At 45.5% G+C, this 20,868-nt stretch carries 15 protein-coding genes and 1 rRNA gene; 2 read left to right on the top strand and 14 right to left on the bottom strand.

Translation table 11 applies throughout. The annotated features are described in order from the left end of the window. Positions 1–451: 451 nt before the first annotated feature. From A8806_RS25865 to A8806_RS25835, 7 genes are read right to left on the bottom strand one after another with little or no spacing between them, the layout of a single operon-like run. Complete coding sequence (locus A8806_RS25865) at positions 452–2,059, bottom strand: peptide ABC transporter substrate-binding protein (protein ID WP_109734034.1); 1,608 nt, start codon at positions 2,057–2,059, stop codon at positions 452–454. Next, the gene (locus A8806_RS25860; RefSeq protein WP_109734033.1) at positions 2,056–4,059 is read right to left on the bottom strand and encodes an alpha-amylase family protein; all 2,004 of its coding nucleotides are present in this window, start codon (positions 4,057–4,059) and stop codon (positions 2,056–2,058) included. Before A8806_RS25860 ends, A8806_RS25865 begins: the two co-directional genes overlap by 4 nt. Before the next feature lie 14 nt (positions 4,060–4,073). Beyond that, complete coding sequence (locus A8806_RS25855) at positions 4,074–5,168, bottom strand: aminopeptidase (protein ID WP_109734032.1); 1,095 nt, start codon at positions 5,166–5,168, stop codon at positions 4,074–4,076. Between the two features lie 14 nt (positions 5,169–5,182). Next, a complete protein-coding gene (locus tag A8806_RS25850) occupies positions 5,183–6,154 on the bottom strand; it encodes an ABC transporter ATP-binding protein (protein ID WP_148481968.1) in 972 nt (323 codons plus the stop codon). Beyond that, positions 6,154–7,161, bottom strand: a complete 1,008-nt coding sequence (locus A8806_RS25845) for an ABC transporter ATP-binding protein (protein WP_109734030.1) — start codon at positions 7,159–7,161, stop codon at positions 6,154–6,156. Before A8806_RS25845 ends, A8806_RS25850 begins: the two co-directional genes overlap by 1 nt. A 22-nt stretch (positions 7,162–7,183) precedes the next feature. After that, on the bottom strand, positions 7,184–8,407 hold the full coding sequence (locus A8806_RS25840; RefSeq protein ID WP_109734029.1) for an ABC transporter permease: 1,224 nt from the start codon (positions 8,405–8,407) through the stop codon (positions 7,184–7,186). Positions 8,408–8,418: 11 nt separating this feature from the next. After that, positions 8,419–9,339 (bottom strand): ABC transporter permease, encoded by a 921-nt coding sequence (locus tag A8806_RS25835; protein ID WP_109734028.1) that lies wholly within the window; start codon positions 9,337–9,339, stop codon positions 8,419–8,421. Positions 9,340–9,625: 286 nt separating this feature from the next. Here A8806_RS25835 and A8806_RS25830 point away from each other — a divergent pair, with 286 nt between their 5' ends. Together A8806_RS25830 and A8806_RS25825 are read left to right on the top strand one after the other, a co-directional pair. Further along, entirely contained in the window at positions 9,626–10,318 is a 693-nt protein-coding gene (locus tag A8806_RS25830) for a FadR/GntR family transcriptional regulator (RefSeq protein ID WP_181368883.1), read from the top strand. A 17-nt stretch (positions 10,319–10,335) separates the two neighbouring features. Continuing rightward, a complete protein-coding gene (locus A8806_RS25825; RefSeq protein WP_109734026.1) occupies positions 10,336–11,718 on the top strand; it encodes a Sapep family Mn(2+)-dependent dipeptidase in 1,383 nt (460 codons plus the stop codon). Between the two features lie 52 nt (positions 11,719–11,770). Here the strand turns inward: A8806_RS25825 and A8806_RS25820 are convergent, their stop codons facing one another. The 7 genes from A8806_RS25820 to A8806_RS25790 form a co-directional block, all read right to left on the bottom strand. Then, positions 11,771–12,556 carry a histidine phosphatase family protein gene (locus tag A8806_RS25820; RefSeq protein WP_109734025.1) on the bottom strand — a complete coding sequence of 262 codons (786 nt, stop codon included), beginning with the start codon at positions 12,554–12,556 and terminating at the stop codon, positions 11,771–11,773. A 17-nt stretch (positions 12,557–12,573) separates the two neighbouring features. Beyond that, a complete protein-coding gene (locus A8806_RS25815) occupies positions 12,574–14,829 on the bottom strand; it encodes a glycoside hydrolase family 3 C-terminal domain-containing protein (RefSeq protein WP_109734024.1) in 2,256 nt (751 codons plus the stop codon). After that, positions 14,829–16,217: an MFS transporter gene (locus A8806_RS25810; RefSeq protein WP_109734023.1), complete on the bottom strand. Its 1,389-nt coding sequence runs from the start codon at positions 16,215–16,217 to the stop codon at positions 14,829–14,831. Before A8806_RS25810 ends, A8806_RS25815 begins: the two co-directional genes overlap by 1 nt. Before the next feature lie 15 nt (positions 16,218–16,232). Then, entirely contained in the window at positions 16,233–16,868 is a 636-nt protein-coding gene (locus A8806_RS25805) for an alpha/beta hydrolase-fold protein (protein ID WP_109734022.1), read from the bottom strand. Then, on the bottom strand, positions 16,849–17,664 hold the full coding sequence (locus A8806_RS25800; protein WP_109734021.1) for an alpha/beta hydrolase: 816 nt from the start codon (positions 17,662–17,664) through the stop codon (positions 16,849–16,851). Before A8806_RS25800 ends, A8806_RS25805 begins: the two co-directional genes overlap by 20 nt. Positions 17,665–17,857: 193 nt before the next feature. Next, positions 17,858–20,311 carry a GH39 family glycosyl hydrolase gene (locus A8806_RS25795; protein ID WP_109734020.1) on the bottom strand — a complete coding sequence of 818 codons (2,454 nt, stop codon included), beginning with the start codon at positions 20,309–20,311 and terminating at the stop codon, positions 17,858–17,860. 204 nt (positions 20,312–20,515) lie between these two features. Further along, positions 20,516–20,868: ribosomal RNA gene (locus tag A8806_RS25790) — 23S ribosomal RNA — on the bottom strand; the annotation flags it as partial.

Below are 20,868 nucleotides of genomic sequence, written 5' to 3'. Positions count from 1 at the left end.
TCGTCAGCGGCAACTTTTATAGATTACCATGTCTGCTGCTGTTTGTCAAGAACTTTTTTCATTTTCTTTTTCGTCATCGGTTCCGGTTTTTACCAGTCCCTCAAGCGACAGCTTTAATATATTATCATACCCTGTCGATATTTGTCAATAACTTTTTTATTTAATTTTCATCTGCTTTCTAGGTCGATATGCAAATCAGAATTTACTCTTTACATATTGAATTTCAGCATCTGTTAATCAAGAAAAGTTACTGTTTCAAGCGACAGCTTGACTAGATTACCACATCCGGCATCCCTCTGTCAATACTTATTTAGTTTTTTAATCTAGATTTAATCCAGATCCAGATTTTTAAAAAAGAGCTTTAGCACTGCAAACATCCAATAACTGCCGCTGTCAAGTCCAGGCAACGGCAGTTATCCGTTCACAAATCTAAAGCTCTCAATATTTCCTTCTATTCTTCAACTACATCTGCATTGATAAAGCGATATACTCCTGTAGAAAGAATCTCATATCCTGTGATCTTGTCCTGATTGATCAGGCAGGTGTACACGTCATAAGAAATTGGCATATAAGCATACCCTTCCATAAGAAGTTTTTCTGCGGCATAGAACTTATCAAAACGTTCTTTTCCGGTAGAACCTTTCGCCTCTGTGATCAGCTTATCGTATTCCGGATTGGACCAGCTTGCATAGTTCATAGAGTTATCGCTTGTATATAACTCCAGATGTGTAAGCGGGTCATTATAATCTCCATACCAGCCACCGCGGCAGACATCAAAGTCATGGGCAACTCTGGTCTGGTGGAATACTGCTGATTCCATGTTTACTAATGTTACATCAATATTCAGGTTTTCTTTCCACTGCTGCTGGATAGCCTCTGCAACAGCCTTATTTTTCTCATTTGTATTGTAGAGCAGTTCTGTCTTTGGGAAACCTTCCCCATTCGGATAGCCGGCATCTGCCAGTAACTGTTTCGCTTCCTCAACCTTGCTGTCATCCTCCGGAATACCGTAGTCTCCGCTCACCTCATTGAATACCTTTCCGTCACTGTCATAGATTACGCCCGGTATCAGGGAGTGTGCTGGCTGCTCTCCGCCTTTCAGGACATCTTCCACGATTGCCTTGCGGTCAATTGCGTAGGACAAGGCCTTGCGTACGTTCACATCATCAAACGGAGCTTTCGCTGTATTAAATGCATAGAAATTCGTGCCGTTCAATGGGCTGACCATAAAATTCGGGTCCTCATTGAGAAGACGCTGTTTCTCTGCCGGCGGAACCTCTGTGATTGCATCAATGTCCCCTGCTTCATAAGCAGTAAGTGCTGTTGTCTGGTCTACAATCATCAAAGCAATGATTTTATCAATTTTTACATTAGCAGCATCATGATAGTTTTCATTTTTCTCCATTACTAAACGGTCGCCAGCCTTATACTCTGTCATCTTATATGCACCGTTTGTGACAACCTTTTCAGGATCAAGTGCCCATGCACCATTCAGATAATCCACCTTATCCTCACGCAGTGGGAAGAATGTCGTATTAGCAAGAAGTGACAGGAATACCGGGTTATTGGAATTCAGAGTTACTTCAAATGTCTTATCATCTACTGCCTTATAAGACTCAATGCCGCCGGATTCAAAAATCCAGGAATAAGTGGATGCCACTTCCGGATCCAGTGCACGATTCCAAGAAAATTCAAAATCCTGCGCGCGGACTGGTTCCCCGTCTGACCACTTGTTATCTCTTAAATGGAAGGTATACACCTTTCCGTCATCACTGACATCATAATCTTCGGCTGCCGCACATACAAAATCATTGTCTTTTTCAATCATCAGTCCTTCATACATATGATTCAGTACTAAAGTTCCGTCATTTCCACTGTTCAGGCTCGGGTCAAGAGTCGTCGGCTCCATACCGATATTGAACGTAATTGATTTTTCCTTGCTGCCCGTGTCTTCCGTCTTGCCCTTATCTTCCGGGGAATCCTTCTTCCCGGATGAACATCCGAACAACGTACCTGCCACAAGTGTTACTGCTAATAAAACTGATATGACCTTTTTCATAATTTTCCTCCTTTAATTTCTATCATTTCGTGACCACAGATTTCCGGAACTGTAAAGGTGATTTTTCCTGCCTCCTCATCAGAAAAATATTCTATTTCCTTTTGTCCCGGCACTATAGTTACGCTTTCTACAGGTGCATCCACACGCACGGCAATCTCTGTGCCGTACAGAGGAATCACATCCTCTACCATTTCCATCTTCTTTGCCTTTCTCACCGGAATATAGTGGAGGGCATGCAGTACATACCTTTCCTGATCCGGCTGGTGTGTCAGCTTCAGGTCCAGAGTAGACGGACCATTGTGCGTAACAAGAGGGCTGCCAAGAATTTCATATACTACATTTTTAAGCAGCTGTTTCACCCATTCGGTTGCGTATTCCTCCTGAATCTTAAAAACCGGATGTGCAAACTGGTAAACACGTCCCTTCTGAACCAGTGCCGACGGGCCATACTGGTAGCTGCACGGTGTATGTCTGTGGCTGCAGTAATGCTCCCATGTCCGGTTAAAATAAGGAACCATCGTCTCAAGCAGAACGTCTGATCCTTCCCGGGGTTCTAAACTGGCCCCCCGCTCATACATAACAAACTCCATATCAGGGATCCCTGCTGCCACTTTTCCAGTCATAGCAATAAAGTCCGGGGAATATTCAGCATCGCCTTTTATATCAGCAGGCAGAAATGCCGCCGTGCTGCCGTCCTGCATGATTCCGGAATGGTAGGAGCTGATCAGCGCCCCGCCCTGCTCCACATATGCCTGTATTTTTGCCGAGGCCTCTTGACTGAGTGGCTCAATACTGTCAGGCAGGATAAGCAGCTTATACTTTTCAAACTCTGCCTGAGAGTCAATCACGTCAGCCTGTATACAAATATCATTTAAAAACTTCACTGCACCGGAAAGTTCATCCACAACAAAGGAAGACGACGCACCTTTGAACTCCATAGGCGCAAGGACTGCTGCCTCTGTAACAGGTACGGCTCCTTTACACCAGGGTTCCTTTTCTTCCACTTCTTTGTATACTTTGCCAATCAGTTCGTATGTGTGTTTATTCATCTTCCCATTTGGATGCAGCTGGTCCCCGATAGAACACCCGCAGCCATACGCCAGCGCCCGGAAACATTCATACTGCAGGGATGCCAGATAACGCAGGGATGAAAAGTCTCCCCAATCCAGATGAAAACGGCCTGTCTGCCCCGTCATCGGAAGCCCCAGTGTCCTCGCATACATTGCCGTAGGCGGGAAATGACCATACCCCCACGCTCCTCCGGGAAGTGATTCGATCTCGAAATGGGTAAAGGTATCTTTATTTTTCCTGTGCTGTGTCCCGATAAATCCTACATTGTAAAATACCGGGCAGCCGGGCTGAATCTCGTGGATAAATGCCGTGATTTCTGCCTGAAAGCGGTCAAACACAGTCTGCGCGAATTCATATCTAACCTTTTCATCTTCCACGTTCAGTCCCAGCTTCCTCATGCTGTCCATACAATGATTGCAGCAGCATGGTCCGATATTCAGAATATCGAGAAACAGGCCATCCACCTCTCCCAGACAATCAAAGATATCTCTTAAATGCTCTTTGAAAAACTCTACATAAGGAGAATTCAAACAAATATTGCGGTAAAATCCCGGCTGCAGCTGTGACACGCGGAATGGAGCACCCGATTCCTCCGCACACAGCCAGTCATAATGTTCATGTGCAATCTTTTCGTCCCACTGCACGGTGGTATAAACAGGCACTTTAATATTACGCTTATGGCAGGCATCAATCTGCTCTTTCAGCAGGTTCTTCCTCTTCAGATTCGGATGGATTCTCTCCGGCATTGCCTTTGAGTCATAATATAGCCAGCCATGATGGCATCTTGCAAAACAAGTGATAGAGTCTACGTGTGCCTTTTCTACGGTTTCCGCAAACTCTTCCGGGTCAAACTCCGCTCCAATATCCGGGATCAGCCCGCTGGTATGGAAATCCAGATGAACCTGTCTGTACTTAAGTGTCTCTTCCATATCTATCTCCTTTTTTAAATATTTAACCCCTGCAGTTCTTCCGGTACGAATCTTCCGTCTTCCCTGATCAGCACGTCATCGAAATAAATCTTTCCCCCGCCGTATTCCGGTGTCTGGGCGAGGACCATATCCCAGTGTATCTTTGACTCGTTCCCATTGCTTGCGCCGTCACAAAAGTTCCCTGGCGTAAGATGGATGCTTCCCCACATTTTCTCATCCACACTGCCGTCATTCGTACATTTCCGGATATTTGGATTGATTCCAAAAGAGAATTCACCGGTATAGCGTGACCCTTCATCCGTATCCAGAATCCAGTTCAGTTCTTCTGTGTGGTTCGATGTTGCCTCCACAATTTTCCCGTCCTTGAAAACCAGTTTGATATTCTCGAAACAGATATCCTGGAAAACAGATGGAAGATTAAAGGTAATAAATCCGTTTACAGAATCCTTTACAGGCGCCGTAAATACTTCCCCGTCCGGTATATTCATCTTTCCGCAGCATGGCACAACCGGTATATCCTTAATGGAAAATTCAAGATCCGTTCCCGGTCCTGTGATATGTACCCTGTCCGTCTGCTCCATCAGCTTTTTCAGGGGCATTGCTTTTTCCTCCAGCTCTGCATAATCCAGATTGCATACACTATAATAGAAGTCTTCATAAGCCTCGAGACTCATATTTGCAAGCTGCGCAATCGCATGGTTCGGATAACGTAAGAGTACCCACTTCTTATCCATCCTGTACTGCCTGAGCATTGCCCTCGCGTTGGAGTAACACTCCATCCCCTCTTTCGGGACATCAGACATCTCGGCCGCATTCAGCATCCCCCTGATGCCGATTGTAGCATGCATATTTTTCAGTATATCCGCGTAGCCCTGATACTGCAGCTGCATCTGTTCTTCCGTACATTGTCTCAAAAGTTTCCTGTTCACGGATGCAATCTCATACTGCACAAATGGCTGGGCCCCCGCTGCATAAATTTCGTCAATCAAAAGTTCAACCAACGGGGTCGTATCTGCCTCATTCGCTTCGATCAGCACTTTTTCCCCCGGCTGCACATCCACACAGTAGCGCACAAGGCGTCCTGCCAGTTCTTTCATTCTCTGGTCCATCTTAATCTCCTCCCTTAATCATATAAATGACATGCACAAAAATGTCCGCTTCCCATTTCCTTCAACTGCGGCTCTGCTTCATTGCAAACGCTCTTGGCATATTTACATCTGGATGCAAACCGGCAGCCTTTCGGCGGATCAATCGGGCTGGGCACTTCGCCCTCCAGCATAATCCGTTCCTTATGCTTATCCTTGTACGGATTCGGTATTGCGGACAGCAGCGCCTGTGTATATGGATGCAGCGGGTTTTCGTAAAGCTCGTCACTTTCCGCGATCTCTACCAGCTGTCCCAGATACATGACACCGATCCTGTCTGAAATATGCCTTACCATAGAAAGGTCATGTGCAATAAATAAATAGGTAATGCCGTACTTTGACTGAATGTCCTCCAGCATATTCACAACCTGTGCCTGAATGGATACATCCAGTGCAGATATCGGCTCGTCACAAATAATAAAATCCGGATTCACTGCCAGCGCCCTTGCAATTCCGACGCGCTGCCTCTGGCCTCCTGAAAATTCATGCGGGTAACGGTTCGAGTGCTCCTGCTTCAGTCCTACGTTTTCCAGAAGCTGGGCAATCCTCTCCTGACGTTCCTTTCCTGATGCCAGCCTGTGGATGTCCAGCGGTTCCCCAATGATATCGCTCACTGTCATTCTTGCGTTCAGTGAGGAATATGGGTCTTGGAAAATCATCTGCATCTTTTTCCGGTAAGGAAGAAGTTCCTTTTCCTTCATCCGGCTGATGTCAGTCCCGTCGAATAAAATCTCTCCCTCGGTCACATCATAGAGGCGGATCAGCGTCCTCCCCGTAGTTGACTTTCCGCACCCGGACTCTCCGACCAGCCCGAAGGTTTCCCCCCTGTAGATCGAGAAATTGACATTGTCTACTGCCTTTACATACTGTGTCTTCCCCTTGCCAAAGCCTTTCTTCAAAGGGAAATATTTCTTAAGCCCTTTTACCTGCAGCAATTCTTGCTTTTCCATCAATTTTCTCCCCCTTCCTCCAGTAATGCCCTGACCTCGGGATTACAGAGATGGCATGCACACCTGTGTTTATCCCCAATTTTCCATTCGCTGCTGCACGCCTCCATACAGAGGTTCATTGTATGGGAACACCGGAAAGCGAAAGGACATCCGTCAAACGGGGTGATCAAATCCGGCGGAGAACCTTCGATCGGTTTCAGCCGTTCCCTGCTGCCTTTCTTCACATTCGGTATCGACCGCAGCAGCCCCTTCGTATAAGGGTGCCCCGGCGTATCGAAGATTTCCCTGCTCGGAGCTTCCTCCATCAGCCTTCCGCCATACATTACCTGCACGAAATCACACATCTCAGAAACCACGCCCAGATCATGTGTCACAAGAATAATGGTCGTATCTGTCTCTTTTCTGATGTCCCGCAGCAAATCCATCATCTGCGCCTGGATCGTTACATCAAGTGCCGTAGTCGGCTCATCTGCCAGCAGCATCTCCGGTGAACAGGCCAGTGCAAGTGCAATCATCGCCCTCTGGCGCATTCCGCCGGAAAATTCGTGGGGATAACAGTTTATCCTTGATTTTGCGGAAGGAATCCTGACGAGTTCCAGCAATTCGAGTACTCTTTTATTTGCATCCTTTCTGGATACATGTTCATGTGTCATGATCGTCTCGGCAATCTGGTTTCCAACGGTAAATACCGGATTGAGAGAGGACATCGGGTCCTGAAAAATCATAGAAATTTTCCGCCCCCTGATATGCTGCATCTCACGATTTGATTTCTTCGTCAGGTTCTCACCCTCGAAAATAATTTCACCGGATTTGACTTTTCCCGGGTGCTGGAGCAGTCCCATAATCGACAGGAGAACCGTACTCTTGCCGCTCCCGGACTCCCCTACAATCCCAAGGATCTCGCCTTTTTTTACAGAAAAACTGACATCCCTTACCGCCCTGACTTCTCCGACATGTGTATAAAACGATGTTTCAAGATTGTTGACTTGTAATATCATCTCACTCATAATCATTCTCCCTGCTTTTACGTTATTTTCTAAGTTTTGGGTCCAGTGCATCTCTCAGGCCGTCTCCAAGGAAGTTAAATCCCAATACTGTCAGGCAGATACACAGAGAAGGCAGCAGCAGCTGGTACGGATAGCTTCTTAATCCCCCGAGCGCATCACTGGCCAGTGTTCCCCAGGATGCCGCCGGTGCGCTGATACCAAGTCCGATAAAGGAGAGGAATGATTCTGTAAAAATTGCACTCGGAATGTTCATGGTCAGGGTAACGATAATCGTGCTCATGGCATTCGGGATCAGGTGCTTCAGCATAATCCGTTTTCCCGATGCACCGATCGTCCTTGCCGCAAGAACGAATTCCTGCTGTTTGATGTTCAGCACCTGGCCGCGCACCTGACGTGCCATGTCTACCCAGTAAACAGAGCCAAGGGCAATGATGATTGTTTTGATACCGGGTCCCATCACAACCATCAGCAGCACCACATACAAAGTCAGCGGGACCGTACTGACGATATCGACAATACGCATCATGATATTATCCACCCTGCCGCCCAGATACCCTGCGATGCCCCCGTAAAGAACACCGATACAGAACTGTGCAAAGGTTGCAATCAATGCTACAAGAAGGGAAATCCTTGCCCCGTATACAAGCCTTGCAAGCATATCTCTTCCCAGATAATCCGTACCAAGGCGGTACGTCTTGTTCCACACCTTTTCCATCTCCGGTGTTTTCCCGTCAATTTTAAGTGTGAAGTTTTCCACAGAATTTGCGAGTTTCATGTCACCGTCTTTTCTCGCCTTCGCCGCTTTTGCCGCGCCGGAATAATTGAGTACGACCTTTTTCCCGCCGACGTCGTATACCTTTTCCCGCATCATCTTATTTTCATCTTCCGCCTCTACCCTCTCCTTAAGCTTCCCGCTGCCGTCCAGAGTATAAAGACTGTATTCTGAATTTACATACAGGAGGGTATCCTCATCCATGCGGTAAGCCTCAAGCCTGGGCGGTATATTGGTCATCGTCAGGTCCTGGCTGTAGTAATTCTGGGTGGTGAGTGCATATCCAAATACTGCAAATAATACCATCAGGACAATAATCACTGACCCCAGTATCGCAAGCTTATTTTTCATGAAACGCCTTCTGACATCCTGCCAGTATGTCAGACTCGGGCGGGTAATATCCTGTGATTCCTTGTTGGTAAAATAGACTCGTTCTACATCTTTTCGTGTAATGTGCTTTGCTGTATTTTCCATCCTGCCCTCCGTTAATCCTGAAACTTAATGCGCGGATCCAAGAATGCATAGGCAATATCCACCGCCAGAATCATAATTGCCGCGATTGCTGCATAAAACATGGTTGTTCCCATGATTACGGTATAATCACGGTTGTTGATTGCCTCAACATAAAACTTTCCCATGCCCGGTATGGCAAATATTTTTTCGGTCACAAACGAGCCTGTCATAATGCCTGCTGTCATCGGCCCTATATATGTAACAACCGGGATCAATGCATTTTTTAAAGCGTGTTTGAAAATCACCTTCCGCTCTGGCAGTCCTTTTGCCCTCGCCGTGCGTATGTAATCCTGCCCGCATACCCCCAGCATGCTCGAACGGGTCAGCCGCAGTACATATGCAAGTGAAAATCCCGCAAGGGAAATGGACGGCCCGATATAACTTTTCCAGGAATCTAATCCATGTGTTGGTATCCATCCCAGCTTGGAACCAAACACATACAGGATCAGAGTTCCCAGAACAAACGTCGGTATCGCAATCCCCAATGTTGCGAATACCGTAGTCAGGTAATCTGGAAATTTATTTTGCTTTAAAGCGGCTATGATTCCAAAAGGAATACCCAGTATTATCACGATTGCCAGTGCAACCAGTCCCAGCTTTGCAGAGACCGGAAAGCTCTGTGCGATCATGTCTGATACCATGACACCGTCCTTTTTGAAGGATGGTCCAAAATCAAAAGTAGCCGCACCTTTCACATAGTCAACATATTGTTTCCAGACAGGGTCGTCCAGATGATATTTCTTCTCCAGGGCTTCGAGTACATTCTGGGGCAGGTTCCTCTCTGTTGTAAAGGGACCTCCCGGTACAGCCTTCATCATGATAAACGTAATCGTACAAACTAAAAACAAGGTGACAATAATCGAAACACAGCGTTTCAATATGTATTTTGCCATCTCCACACTCCTCCTTTACTAAATCCCTCTATCTAGCTTCCTCTTTCATGAACTGTATATTCTGTACACTCCTTTCTTTAATTATTGTCTTTATTTTGTGTGTTTTACATGTGGTAGTACTGGTACTACCAATACTCTTTTGTGCTAATCATACTTTATTAACCGATTTTTGTCAATACTATTAGATATTATGTATATTTCTGACAAATTCTGTCCCTGTAAAATATTGCAAATATATTTTTTTTCATTTATACTAGACTATACTAAACGTGGAGGTGATAATTTTATGTTGACCCCTATAAAGAAAACTGGAAAACAAGTTCTCTATATCCAGATCGCAGACTCTATTATGGAATACATAAAAGATAAAAAATTAGTAGTGGGGGACAAGCTTCCCAGTGAACGCGTATTAAGCGAATCCCTGAAAATCAGCCGTAACTCTGTCAGGGAGGCATTACGCTTTTTAGAAACACAGGGAGTCATTACAGTACACACCGGTATCGGTTCTTTTATTGCCTGTGACTGTTCAGCCCGTTCCGTGTATCTGCAGTTTACCCAGTTAAATTACCAGGAAACACTTGAAATCAAGATCGCACTCGAGATCCTGCTTGCCAGTAAAGTAGTGGATACAATAACAGAAGAACAGCTCACTGCCCTTGACCTGCTCATAGCAGACATGGATTCCGAGGGAACCAGTGGCACTCTTTTTCATGAAACAGACCTGAGGTTCCACAAATATTTGTATGAGCTGTCCCCGAATGCGACATTAAAAAATATGATTTCCGATATGACTGATACACTGGATAATTACTGGTCAATGTCGGGAGGATTTCCGGAGGATAATAAGAGTATAGAATTCCACCGCAATATCGTCCGGGGACTGCATGACAAGGATTTTGCATTTATTCAGGAAAGCTATAAGGATATGCTGGAATATGATATTGAATTATTTCAAAAACATATTAAGGACCAAGAGTAAAGGAGGATTTTACGAAGATGAACCAACAGTTGAATGATTGGATTGACTCACACCAGGAGCTTATTATTGAGAGCCTCTGCTCCCTGCTGGAGTTCCCAAGTGTGAAAGATCTGCCGGCCTCAGAGGATATGCCTTTCGGCAAAGGTATCGCAGATTGTCTGGACTATATGCTTTCATTAGGGAAGACTTATGGATTTACATCTAAGAATTTAGACGGCTATGCCGGATTTATAGAGTCTGAGCCCTATGGAGAAGAGCTTGTCGGAATCCTCGCGCATCTGGATGTCGTACCTGCAGGGGAAGGCTGGACACACCCTCCTTTCGGCGGTGCAATCGATGCGGACCGGATTTACGGCAGGGGGGCAATGGATGACAAAGGGCCTGTCATTGCCTCATTTTTTGCAATGCTTGCTTTAAAAGAATGCGGAATCCCTCTGAACCGCAGGTTACGGCTCATCATGGGGTGTGACGAGGAAAGCGGGCTGACCTGTATTGACCACTACCGCGAAGTGGAAGAGATTCCGACAATGTCCTTCTCCCCCGATGCGGATTATCCGCTTGTCAACTCGGAAAAGAATATTTACCATGCTTACTATGAGTGCAAGCTGGATTCTGATATCACAATTCAGTGCGGGGAGAGAGTCAATATCGTCCCGCCGCTGGCTTCAGCCATCGTGCCGTATGATATGTCCACGGTTGCAGAACTGGCTGATGATGCAATGAAAGCAGCCGGTTTTGATTACAAACTTTCAGGGACAGAAGAAGGAACCAAGATAGAAGTGTTCGGAAAGGCCAGCCATTCCTCGCACCCGGAAAGCGGAAAGAATGCCCTGCAGGGGCTGATTTACCTGCTTACATTACTGCCTCTGAAAGAAGAAGACCATAAAATCATACATTTATTGTATGATATGTTTAAGCTGGAGTACAATGGAGAATCTCTGGGCCTCATGCGTGAAGACGAATCCGGTACCCTGACCCTCAACGTTGGTGTCATGCAATGGACACACGAGGGATTTGAAATGCAGATAGATGTCCGGGCCCCGCTCAGTACGACCCGCAAAGAAATCGAAGATACGATCAATGACAGAATTTCAGGAAGTGGAATCATATGCGCGGATAAGACAAAGTTTGTAGATGGTCTGTATGTCCCGGAAGACAGCGAACTCGTAGCCAAGCTGCTTAAATCATATAGAGATTTCACCGGGGACTACAGGCCCCCTATGAAAATCGGTGGCGGCACATATGCCAGAAGACTTCCGAATGCAGTCGCATTTGGAATCGAATTTCCCGAAAAAGACAGTGTCATGCACATGCCGGACGAGTATATTGATATTGAAGATCTGATTCTCGATACAAAAATACTTGCCCATGCAATGATGGCATTGGCAAGTACAGAATAGCGCAAAGGGGTCAGACCCCTTTGCGCTCCATTTTCAGAATTGTTTATCAATTCTATTTTTCCATGCCTTTTTCTACGTAACTCATATCACCTGCTACTTTTACTGTATACTTACCATCTTTATATTCCACAATAGTTACGGAACAGTTATCCAGTGATATATCTTCTCCAACCTGACCTGGGGCGATCACCTCGAGCATCGTAGGAATTAAACTTCCACTTGAAACTACCAGTACATTTCCCCCGCCTTTATCCGTTGCCGCTTTTACGATTTCATCCATTGCTTCCTGAGACCGGGTAGTGATATCTTCATATGTTTCTGCTGTGCCTGTTGGATCATTTTCAGCAATTTCATTCTGGAGATCTTCTACAGTAAGATGCTCCATCAGTTCTGCATATTGACTCCATTCCTCATCATATTTCAAACCATAAGCTTCGTAAATGGGGTCCCATAATTCATGAATCGGTCTCCCCTCATATCCGCCAAACCCATATTCCCGAAGTCCTATAATTTCTTCCAACTCCGGAACATCATTTTTATTCTGTTTGAGAATACGCTTAGCAGTTGCTCTTTGTCTGCCCAGATCTGATGAGTATGCTGCAATAAATTTTATGTCTTTCATACCGGCTCCAACTGCATCTGCCTGTTTTCCCCCTTCTTCGGTCAGGGGAGTATCGGACCATCCCTGCATCTGGTCGGTTTTGTTGAACATTGTTTTTCCGTGACGTACGATATACATGGTAATAGTATCAGATTCGCTTGCCTCTTCGGCAGAAGAACAAGCGAATAAACCAATAGATAACACTGCTGTAAGTAAAACTGCGATTATTTTTTTCATATCTCTTCAGTTCCTTTCTATCTGTTACAGTGACTCAATACATCCTCTATCATTTCCTCTGTGAAGCAGCCTCCCGAGAGCATCTTCACCCATCTTAGTGGAGTCGTCTCATAAGCGTTCTGTATGAACTCCGGTTCTTCGGTAAAAATCGGATACCCCTTATCGCTACACCACTTCATCCATTTTTCGAGTACGGCCTTCCCCTCAGGACTTCTGGAGATTTCAGCAATTGTACTGTTTTGATCACATTTGTATGGGGGCAGTTCATCCCCCTCCAATACGATGCTTCCTTTCAGCCGGATATCTCTGGAGGATGCGCCTGCAAGGATCTCGTATTCGCCGGGCTCTACCTGCCATGAGCCGTTTTCGGCATCATAATAGCGGAACGCTTCTTTTGGCAGGTGGATCGTGATCTGCTTTTTCTCTCCGGCCTCCAGCCGGACTTTTTCAAAGCCTTTCAGTTCCTGCACAGCCCGTATGATTTCCGTCCCCTTTTTCTGGACATAAATCTGGACTACTTCTGCGCCGTACCTATCGCCTGTATTCTGTACTTCAAGTGTTACATCTGCGGTATTTTCTTTTCCCGCACTGACAGATAAATTACTGTAAGTAAATTCTGTGTAGCTTAGGCCATGACCAAATGGATATAAGGGCTCTATGTTCTTTTTATCATAATATCTGTATCCTACAAAAATCCCTTCTCCATATCTTGTTTTGTTCTGCATTCCCGGAAAGTTCAGATACGATGGATTATCCTCCAGCTTTACTGGAAATGATTCTGACAGCTTTCCTGACGGATTCTTTTTACCAAACAGAATATCCGCAGCCGCACCGCCTGCTGCCTCACCTGCGAGATACGTCTCAAGAATCGCTTCTGCCTCATTGGAAAACGGCATTTCTACTGGTGATCCATTACATAATACGACAATCACTGCAGGATGAGTCCGGGCAATCCGGTGGATGAGTTCCGTCTGATTATACGGAAGTTTCATATCCACTTTATCCTCCCCTTCATTCTCAGCCCGTTCCGGGTATCCTGCAAATATGATAACCTTGTCACAGCCATTCACTACAGCTTCTGCCTCTTCCAGTAGCAGCCCGTCATCACCGCCGTCCAGCAGGTAGCCTTTTGCAAACACAGCCGAAGGCTCATATACCCTTATTTCTTCAAACGGGCTGTCCACGTGGTAAGGATGTACCTTGCAGCTTCCGGTTCCCTGATAACGGATGTCGGACGCAAGTTCTCCTAAAACAGCAATCTTTTCCCCGGATGCAAGAGGCAGTACCTTGTTCTCATTTTTCAGGAGAACCATACTTTCCCCGGCTGATTCTCTGGCCAGTTTATGATGGTTTTCCCAATTTATTTCCGCCGAAACCGGCACGTTCTTCTGTGCCCTCGCCTCAAGGATATAGTCAGACAGGCGCAGTATCCTTGTCACGGCTTCGTCTATCTTATCTTCGCTGATCTCACCATTCTTTACTGCCTCCAGAAGTATCCTGTCGCTTTCCCCCTGGTTGCCCGGCATTTCCAGATCAAGCCCCGCCTGTACAGATTTTACCTTTTCATTTACCGCACCCCAGTCCGAAACGACTGCCCCGTCATACTGCCATTCCTTTTTCAGCACCTGATTCAAAAGCCAATCATGCTCCGACGTATACGTACCGTTCAACTTATTATAAGAACACATCACAGTCCAAGGCTCCGCCTCTTTCACGACACTTTCGAAGCAGGCCAGATACAGCTCTCTTAATGTGCGCTCATCTGCCAGTGAATCCGATACCATTCTTCTCGTTTCCTGATTATTTGCCGCAAAATGCTTCAGCGATGTCCCTGTACCGTTTTCCTGTACTCCTTTAATGTATTTGGCAGCAAGCTGTGATGTCAGATAGGGATCTTCAGAAAAATACTCAAAATTTCTTCCTCCCAAGGGACTTCTCTTTAAGTTTACGCCCGGTCCCAGCAGGATGTCGACATCTGCCGCAATACATTCTTCTGACAGAGCTTTCCCTATCTCGTACAGAAGTTCCCGGTCCCAGGAACAGGCCAATGCACAAGCCATAGGAAAACAAGTAGCAGGCAGACTTTCATTCATCCCTAAATGGTCTGAAGACGTAACCTGTTTCCTCAGCCCGTTCGGTCCGTCTGTCATCATAAATGACGGAAGATTCACACGTTTCACTTCTTTTGTTGTCCAAAAATCCGCCCCTGACAGTAATCCTACTTTTTCCTCTATTGTAAGTTCCTGTAATTTTGATTCCATCTTATCTTCCATTATTCAACACCCTCCGCTTTCTTCCTTGCGTTCGCTTCTCTGATCTTGAGTTCCGCCATAATCTGCGGATATTCTTTATCCAGTTTATAGAAAACCAGACACACAATCTGAAGTGCCACCATAACGATCGGAACGTACAGATACATAGAGGAAATTGCAGAAACCGCCGACTGGGGCTGAACCTCAAGCATACCATTGAACATATTGGCCGTTAAGATTGCACCTACAATTGCACTTCCTATTCCGGCGCCCGCTTTTGCGCCAAAGGTAGATGCGCTGTACAGGAGGCCTTCTGTCCTGACTCCTGTCTTCCATTCCCCGTACTCTACCGTATCCGCCATCATAGCATATAAAACTGCCCAGAATGGAACGGTACCGAGACCTTTTACAAGTGTTGCAGCGACAACCATTGTCAGATTTTCCGGCTGAACCAGCATCAGCAGACAGCCGCACAGGGTAATGCAGCATCCGGCAATTGCCAGCGGTTTCTTTCCAAACTTTTTAATCAGTGGTGCCATGAACGGGATTCCGATAACGGCCGGAAGATTCAGCGCAATATTGATCGGACCCATGAGAGTCTCATTTCCAAGGATATATTGTGCATAATATACTGTTGTTGTTCCGCTGAATGTCGTATTGATTGCATAAAGAAGCCAAACACCGATCAGCAGGAGCCAGTAATTATTTTTAACAACTGCTTTTAATGCTTTCTTTACCGGAACCTGTTCCTGAACTCCCAGTTCCTCCGTCACTCTTTCTCTTGTACACTTAAAACATATCAGGAACATTGCTACAGCAAGCGTAGCATAAATGACCATCGTCTTAATCCATGCTGCCTGATCACCGCCCAGACTTTTGATAATCGGCAGTGTGACAGCAGTCACAACCATCGTTGCGAGCATTGCCATTGTCATACGCCAGATGTTGATAACAGACCTTTGGTACTGGTCTCTTGTCATCAAGGTGTTCAGCGCACCATATGGTACATTAATTGCAGTATAGAAGACTGTCATAACTAAATTGTATGTGATAAACGCATAAACAATCTTTACAACCATACTTGCATTTCTGGGCACACATACCAGCAGAATACAGGCAATTCCGAAAGGAACTGCCATCCACAGCAGCCACGGACGTGCTTTTCCGTATTTTGACCTTGTCCTGTCTATCAAAAATCCAATCAGCACATCTGAAATTCCGTCAAAAATCTGTGAGAACATCAGCACGGAACCTGCAGCAGCTGCAGAAATCCCCACTGTATTTGTATAAAAATATGTAATCAGTGAGCACGCCAGCGCGAAAATCAAATTACTCGCGAAATCACCCAGACTATAGGCAAACTTTTCACCTATCCCTACTTTTTCCATGTCAGAACGCATCTGTTTCATAACAGGTTCCCTCCTCTACCAGTTCTTATATAAGTTTCTGGGCAATGGCAGTGCCCTGAACAATTCTCCTAAGCTTCTGTCACAATATTCCCCATCCTCCTGCGGAGCTTCTGCATATTCCAGAAGTTCCGGCAATTTTCTGTCCTGTCCTTCATGTTCCCGGTATTTCCTTTGACATTCTCTCAGTTTCTGTTCGTCCTCCCATACCGGAGAGATACAGCCAGCTGTATGGAACCGGCCCGGAAATTCAGCGCCCCACTTTAATGCCCCGTAAGCCCCTTCTCCTGCTCCTGCCACAAAACATTCTTCTCTTCGTTTGGAAACCGGGAAATAAACTTCTGCCTTTGCCTTTACTTCCTCTGTTAGATAGGTCCAATACGCGCTGCCTCCCATATTTTCATAACAACCGTTGTCCACGCTCGGCATAACAACTGCTGTCTGGTTTTCCATTGCATAACGCTCCACCGATGTATTGCGTATCCAGTCAATGCCGGTGCCATTCCTGCCATGAAGCAGATAGACTACTGGGAATCTGCCTACTTTTAAAAGCTCCTCACGTTTATAAAAAATATCCGGTTCAGGTATAATTACTTCCATCCCCATCGTTTTCCCCAATATATCTGAATGATAATTACATTGAATCCATGCCATCGTCTATTCCCTCCTCACTTTTCAGCCAATCAAAGAATCTTTGGATGCTTACATCCCAGAACGGCCAGTTATGGTCCCCTTTCCACTCTTCATAGTGAACCGGAAGACCAGCCTTTTCTGCTGCTGTTTTAAATGCCTGGTTCTGTGCATAAAGGAAATCCTCTGTACCACAGCTTTGATAAAGCCTCGGCATACATTCCCTGCATTCTCTAAATCCCTCTAAAAGGTGGATGGGGTCCGCGTCTGTTCCCTTCAGACTGCCTGAATCCTTCACTCCAAAAGCGCGTTCCATCATAAACTGTGTCTGTGCCTCATCCATAAAACCAACCGACGTACTGCTCATAGATGTCAGGTCAACTGCGCCGGAAAATGTCCCTGCCGCTGAAAATACTTCTGGATTATTCAGTGCAATCCGCATTGTGCCATATCCTCCCATTGAAAGCCCTGCGATAAATGTCTCCTCTCTTTTGTCTGACAGCGGGAACATCGCCCTTGTAAATGCCAGGAGTTCCTTTGCTACATAGTCATAGCAGTTATACCCCATAGGCATATTATTGTAGAAGCTTAAACCCGCCTCCGGCATTACCACAGCAATGCCATGCTGCGCAGCATAACGCTCTACACTTGTAAAACGAATCCAGTTTGAATAGTTATCGGATGCCCCGTGCAGAAGATACAGGGTTGGAAAACGCACATCCTTTTCCCCTTCCTTTACATCTACTTCCGGCAGAATCACATGAATGTCAGTCGTCATCCCCAGGGAATCTGAACCAAATGAACAATGTATCAATGCCATTTTTATTGCCTCCTTGTTTTGATGACTTCATTATATTTTTTTTACTGAAAGTAAGATAGCCTGTTTTCTTTCGTATTATTGCATAATTTCTTTTATTTTTTATCCTCCAAATTAAGCATTTTGCCATACTATTTCCGTAAGGATAATTTTTCACTATTAAAAAGTATATTTATATACAAAAAAAGCAGACTCTCTATTGAGAATCTGCTTTTTCCAGTAGAATAAGCTTCACACTTTGCGGTGGCAGCGCCAGTTCCGTCTGCCGGAATTCTTCGTTTGACAGCAGCATACACTGATATTCAGGAACCGTACTCTGCCGTAGGTACAGGACCTCTTCCGCCGACAGAGATGAAGGCGCCCCCATCTTTATCCACGCTTCATAGGAGCTTCCTCTTTTTTCACTAATCGTGTACTCACGCATCTTAATAAACTCCCAATCCCCAATCCCGTCTAAGAGCAGATGATACCGGATTCGTTCCCCATCCAGAAACGCCCCTGTCCGGTGTGTCCTGTCAACACCATTCAGATGCCTGTAACGGTAAAGTTTATTAAAATGTACACAATTATAAAGAAAAATCTGGATCTGTCCGGATATTTTCTTTGTGATAAAATATCCGTCTCCTCTGGCAACCATATAATCTCCCAGTTTTGCAAGCAGTTCCATACAGTAATATCCGCTTTTCTTAATACTCTGGCACGTAAACAGGCCAAAACCGCCATGAAATTCTTCCTGTGCGGGAGCGACTTCTTCGATATAATCACTCAATCCCCAGTATCCAAAAGCAGACACCCTGTCATAATTCTCCAATAGGCTTTTTGCAATGTATGCCGCCTTGAAACTGGTATCATTCGTCAGATCTCTCTGCCAGATCGTAGAATTCCATTCAACGAATACAATCTCCGGCACTTTCCCATCCCTCTTCTTATGGTACTTCTCAAGACGGTCCAGTAAATGCCCGATATACTTTTCATCCCAGCTGGTCACCCGGGAAAACGCCTCCGGTGTTTCGATTAGAACAATTTCTTCCCCTTCCTCCTTCTCACCCTTCTTAGAAGGATAAAGGTCTATAGCAAGAAATTCCGGACTGCAGTGTGTCCTTTCCGTATACTCTATAAATTGCTCGTAAAATCCCCCATCCTCCCAAATATAATAGGAATCCATAGCCGGTCCGCCCACCTGAATCTCCGGATGAACCAACTTTAACACTTCAAAAGATTTCCTGTATAGTTCAAAATATTCTGTTATTTCATAATTCCCATAATATGAATAACTGACTGGACCTGTCCACGGTATAAACCTCCACGACAATACTTCCTCTTCCCCATAACGCTCCATTAGGTGAACAGTAAGATTTCTCACCAGGCCACACCATTTCTCCATGTTGTTCGGCATCCCCATGTTTACAGATTTAATAAATATTTTTTTAGACTCTTTTGACAATACCGAGGGCATGAAACTCAATTCCACATAAGGTTTCAGACCGATAGACAAGAAAAAGTCAAACAACATATCTGTATACTTATAATTATAGACCGGGGTACCGTCTTCCTCTTCTCTATACAGCATCATATCATCATCCAGCAGTCCGTGAAAATGAATATACTGAAAGCCAATTTCTTTCTGGATTGTACGAAGCTGGTTCTGAATAACAGCCGACAGACCTTCCTTGGCAAACCCGATATTCACCAGTGTTTTCCAATGATGTCTGAGCCGTTTTCCTTTGACTGACACATCCACATTTATTTTTCTGCTTCTGGCGCGTTCCCTGATACCATGCCCCTGTATTGTTTCCTGGCTCTTATATTTCAACAGTTCATAGAATAACTCCTGCTCTCTTTCATCTGGTTCCTTCTGAACCAACATCTGGTTTCTGAATTTCACCGGTGTCATTTTATAAAACTCATGAAATCTCTTAATAAACTGTGTTGCATCTTTAAAACCACACAGATGTCCAATCTCGGTCACAGAAAGTGCTGTATCCAGTAGTTTCCCGGCGGCTGCCTGCAGGCGTACCTGGTTAAGATACTGGTTAAATCCGATCCCCGCCTTCTTCTGGAAGTATCTGGACAAATAATTCATGGACAGATATTCTTCTTCCGCAACCTGCTTCAACGTAAGCGGCTGGGCATAATCCTCATGTATCCTCCTCAAAATACGGCTGAGCCGCTCCAGAGAATGGTCCTCCGTTCCTCCTTCCAAAGAACTTTTTACCGCAAATCCCTCCCCGAGAAAATAGAGTATCCGACATACATAACTCTTTACCAGAAGGCTGTCATTCTTTTTTTCTTTCACACAAACTTCGAAAAGGTCCGCCACCAAACGGCGCAATTCCTGAAAAGCTTCCCTGTCATTCTCCTCCTGCTGGTCACTGCGGCAAAAGATCTCCCATTCCTTTCCCAGCTTCATTCCCTCTGTCGCTTCTTTAGAAAAGGAAACCGTCAGAATATCCGCTTCAGATTCTCTTAAAATCTGGTAAAGGCAGAGTGGATTCACCACCCATAAATCACCGGCCTTCATAGGGGCAAGCTCTCCGTGGCAGCTAAAAGCACACTCCCCCCGAAGGACGAGCAGCATATTCAGATTGCCGCTCCAGTGCAGCTGCCTCTCTTCTTCCTCATTCAGAATAAACCTCACCAGTTCATGCATCGAACCATCCCCATGATCACAAGTCGCAAAGGGGTCTGACCCTTTTGCGGTCCGTTTTCAGAAAATTCTCAAAATATCCTGTTGTACCATCACCTGTATATTACAAAAAACGATACCTACTGGTACCGTCTCCCTCATTCCGTCTGTATATATACCTTCAAAACTGCATACAAAGAATTTTCCATCCATTTCCTATCACCCTGCTTGGTTATGCCCTCGACCTATTAGTAACAGTCAGCTCCATGCGTTGCCGCACTTCCACCTCTGCCCTATCTACCTCGTCGTCTTCAAGGGGTCTTACTAACTTGACGTTATGGGATATCTCATCTTGAGGGGGGCTTCACGCTTAGATGCCTTCAGCGTTTATCCCTTCCCGGCTTGGCTACTCTGCTATGCTCCTGGCGGAACAACAGATACACCAGCGGCCAGTCCAACCCGGTCCTCTCGTACTAAGGTCAGCTCCTCTCAAATATCCTACGCCCACGCCGGATAGGGACCGAACTGTCTCACGACGTTCTGAACCCAGCTCGCGTACCGCTTTAATGGGCGAACAGCCC

Source organism: Faecalicatena orotica (assembly GCF_003149245.1).
Taxonomy (GTDB): Bacteria; Bacillota; Clostridia; order Lachnospirales; family Lachnospiraceae; genus Faecalicatena_A; species Faecalicatena_A orotica.
This window is presented reverse-complemented; position numbering and strand designations above follow the sequence as displayed.

What these genes read in the sequence shown, in the direction of transcription:
- A8806_RS25865 (WP_109734034.1), bottom strand. Translation starts at nt 2,059, where the DNA reads ATGAAAAAGGTCATATCAGTTTTATTAGCAGTAACACTTGTGGCAGGT.
- A8806_RS25860 (WP_109734033.1), bottom strand. Translation starts at nt 4,059, where the DNA reads ATGGAAGAGACACTTAAGTACAGACAGGTTCATCTGGATTTCCATACC.
- A8806_RS25855 (WP_109734032.1), bottom strand. Translation starts at nt 5,168, where the DNA reads ATGGACCAGAGAATGAAAGAACTGGCAGGACGCCTTGTGCGCTACTGT.
- A8806_RS25850 (WP_148481968.1), bottom strand. Translation starts at nt 6,154, where the DNA reads ATGGAAAAGCAAGAATTGCTGCAGGTAAAAGGGCTTAAGAAATATTTC.
- A8806_RS25845 (WP_109734030.1), bottom strand. Translation starts at nt 7,161, where the DNA reads ATGAGTGAGATGATATTACAAGTCAACAATCTTGAAACATCGTTTTAT.
- A8806_RS25840 (WP_109734029.1), bottom strand. Translation starts at nt 8,407, where the DNA reads ATGGAAAATACAGCAAAGCACATTACACGAAAAGATGTAGAACGAGTC.
- A8806_RS25835 (WP_109734028.1), bottom strand. Translation starts at nt 9,339, where the DNA reads ATGGCAAAATACATATTGAAACGCTGTGTTTCGATTATTGTCACCTTG.
- A8806_RS25830 (WP_181368883.1), top strand. Translation starts at nt 9,626, where the DNA reads ATGTTGACCCCTATAAAGAAAACTGGAAAACAAGTTCTCTATATCCAG.
- A8806_RS25825 (WP_109734026.1), top strand. Translation starts at nt 10,336, where the DNA reads ATGAACCAACAGTTGAATGATTGGATTGACTCACACCAGGAGCTTATT.
- A8806_RS25820 (WP_109734025.1), bottom strand. Translation starts at nt 12,556, where the DNA reads ATGAAAAAAATAATCGCAGTTTTACTTACAGCAGTGTTATCTATTGGT.
- A8806_RS25815 (WP_109734024.1), bottom strand. Translation starts at nt 14,829, where the DNA reads ATGGAAGATAAGATGGAATCAAAATTACAGGAACTTACAATAGAGGAA.
- A8806_RS25810 (WP_109734023.1), bottom strand. Translation starts at nt 16,217, where the DNA reads ATGAAACAGATGCGTTCTGACATGGAAAAAGTAGGGATAGGTGAAAAG.
- A8806_RS25805 (WP_109734022.1), bottom strand. Translation starts at nt 16,868, where the DNA reads ATGGCATGGATTCAATGTAATTATCATTCAGATATATTGGGGAAAACG.
- A8806_RS25800 (WP_109734021.1), bottom strand. Translation starts at nt 17,664, where the DNA reads ATGGCATTGATACATTGTTCATTTGGTTCAGATTCCCTGGGGATGACG.
- A8806_RS25795 (WP_109734020.1), bottom strand. Translation starts at nt 20,311, where the DNA reads ATGCATGAACTGGTGAGGTTTATTCTGAATGAGGAAGAAGAGAGGCAG.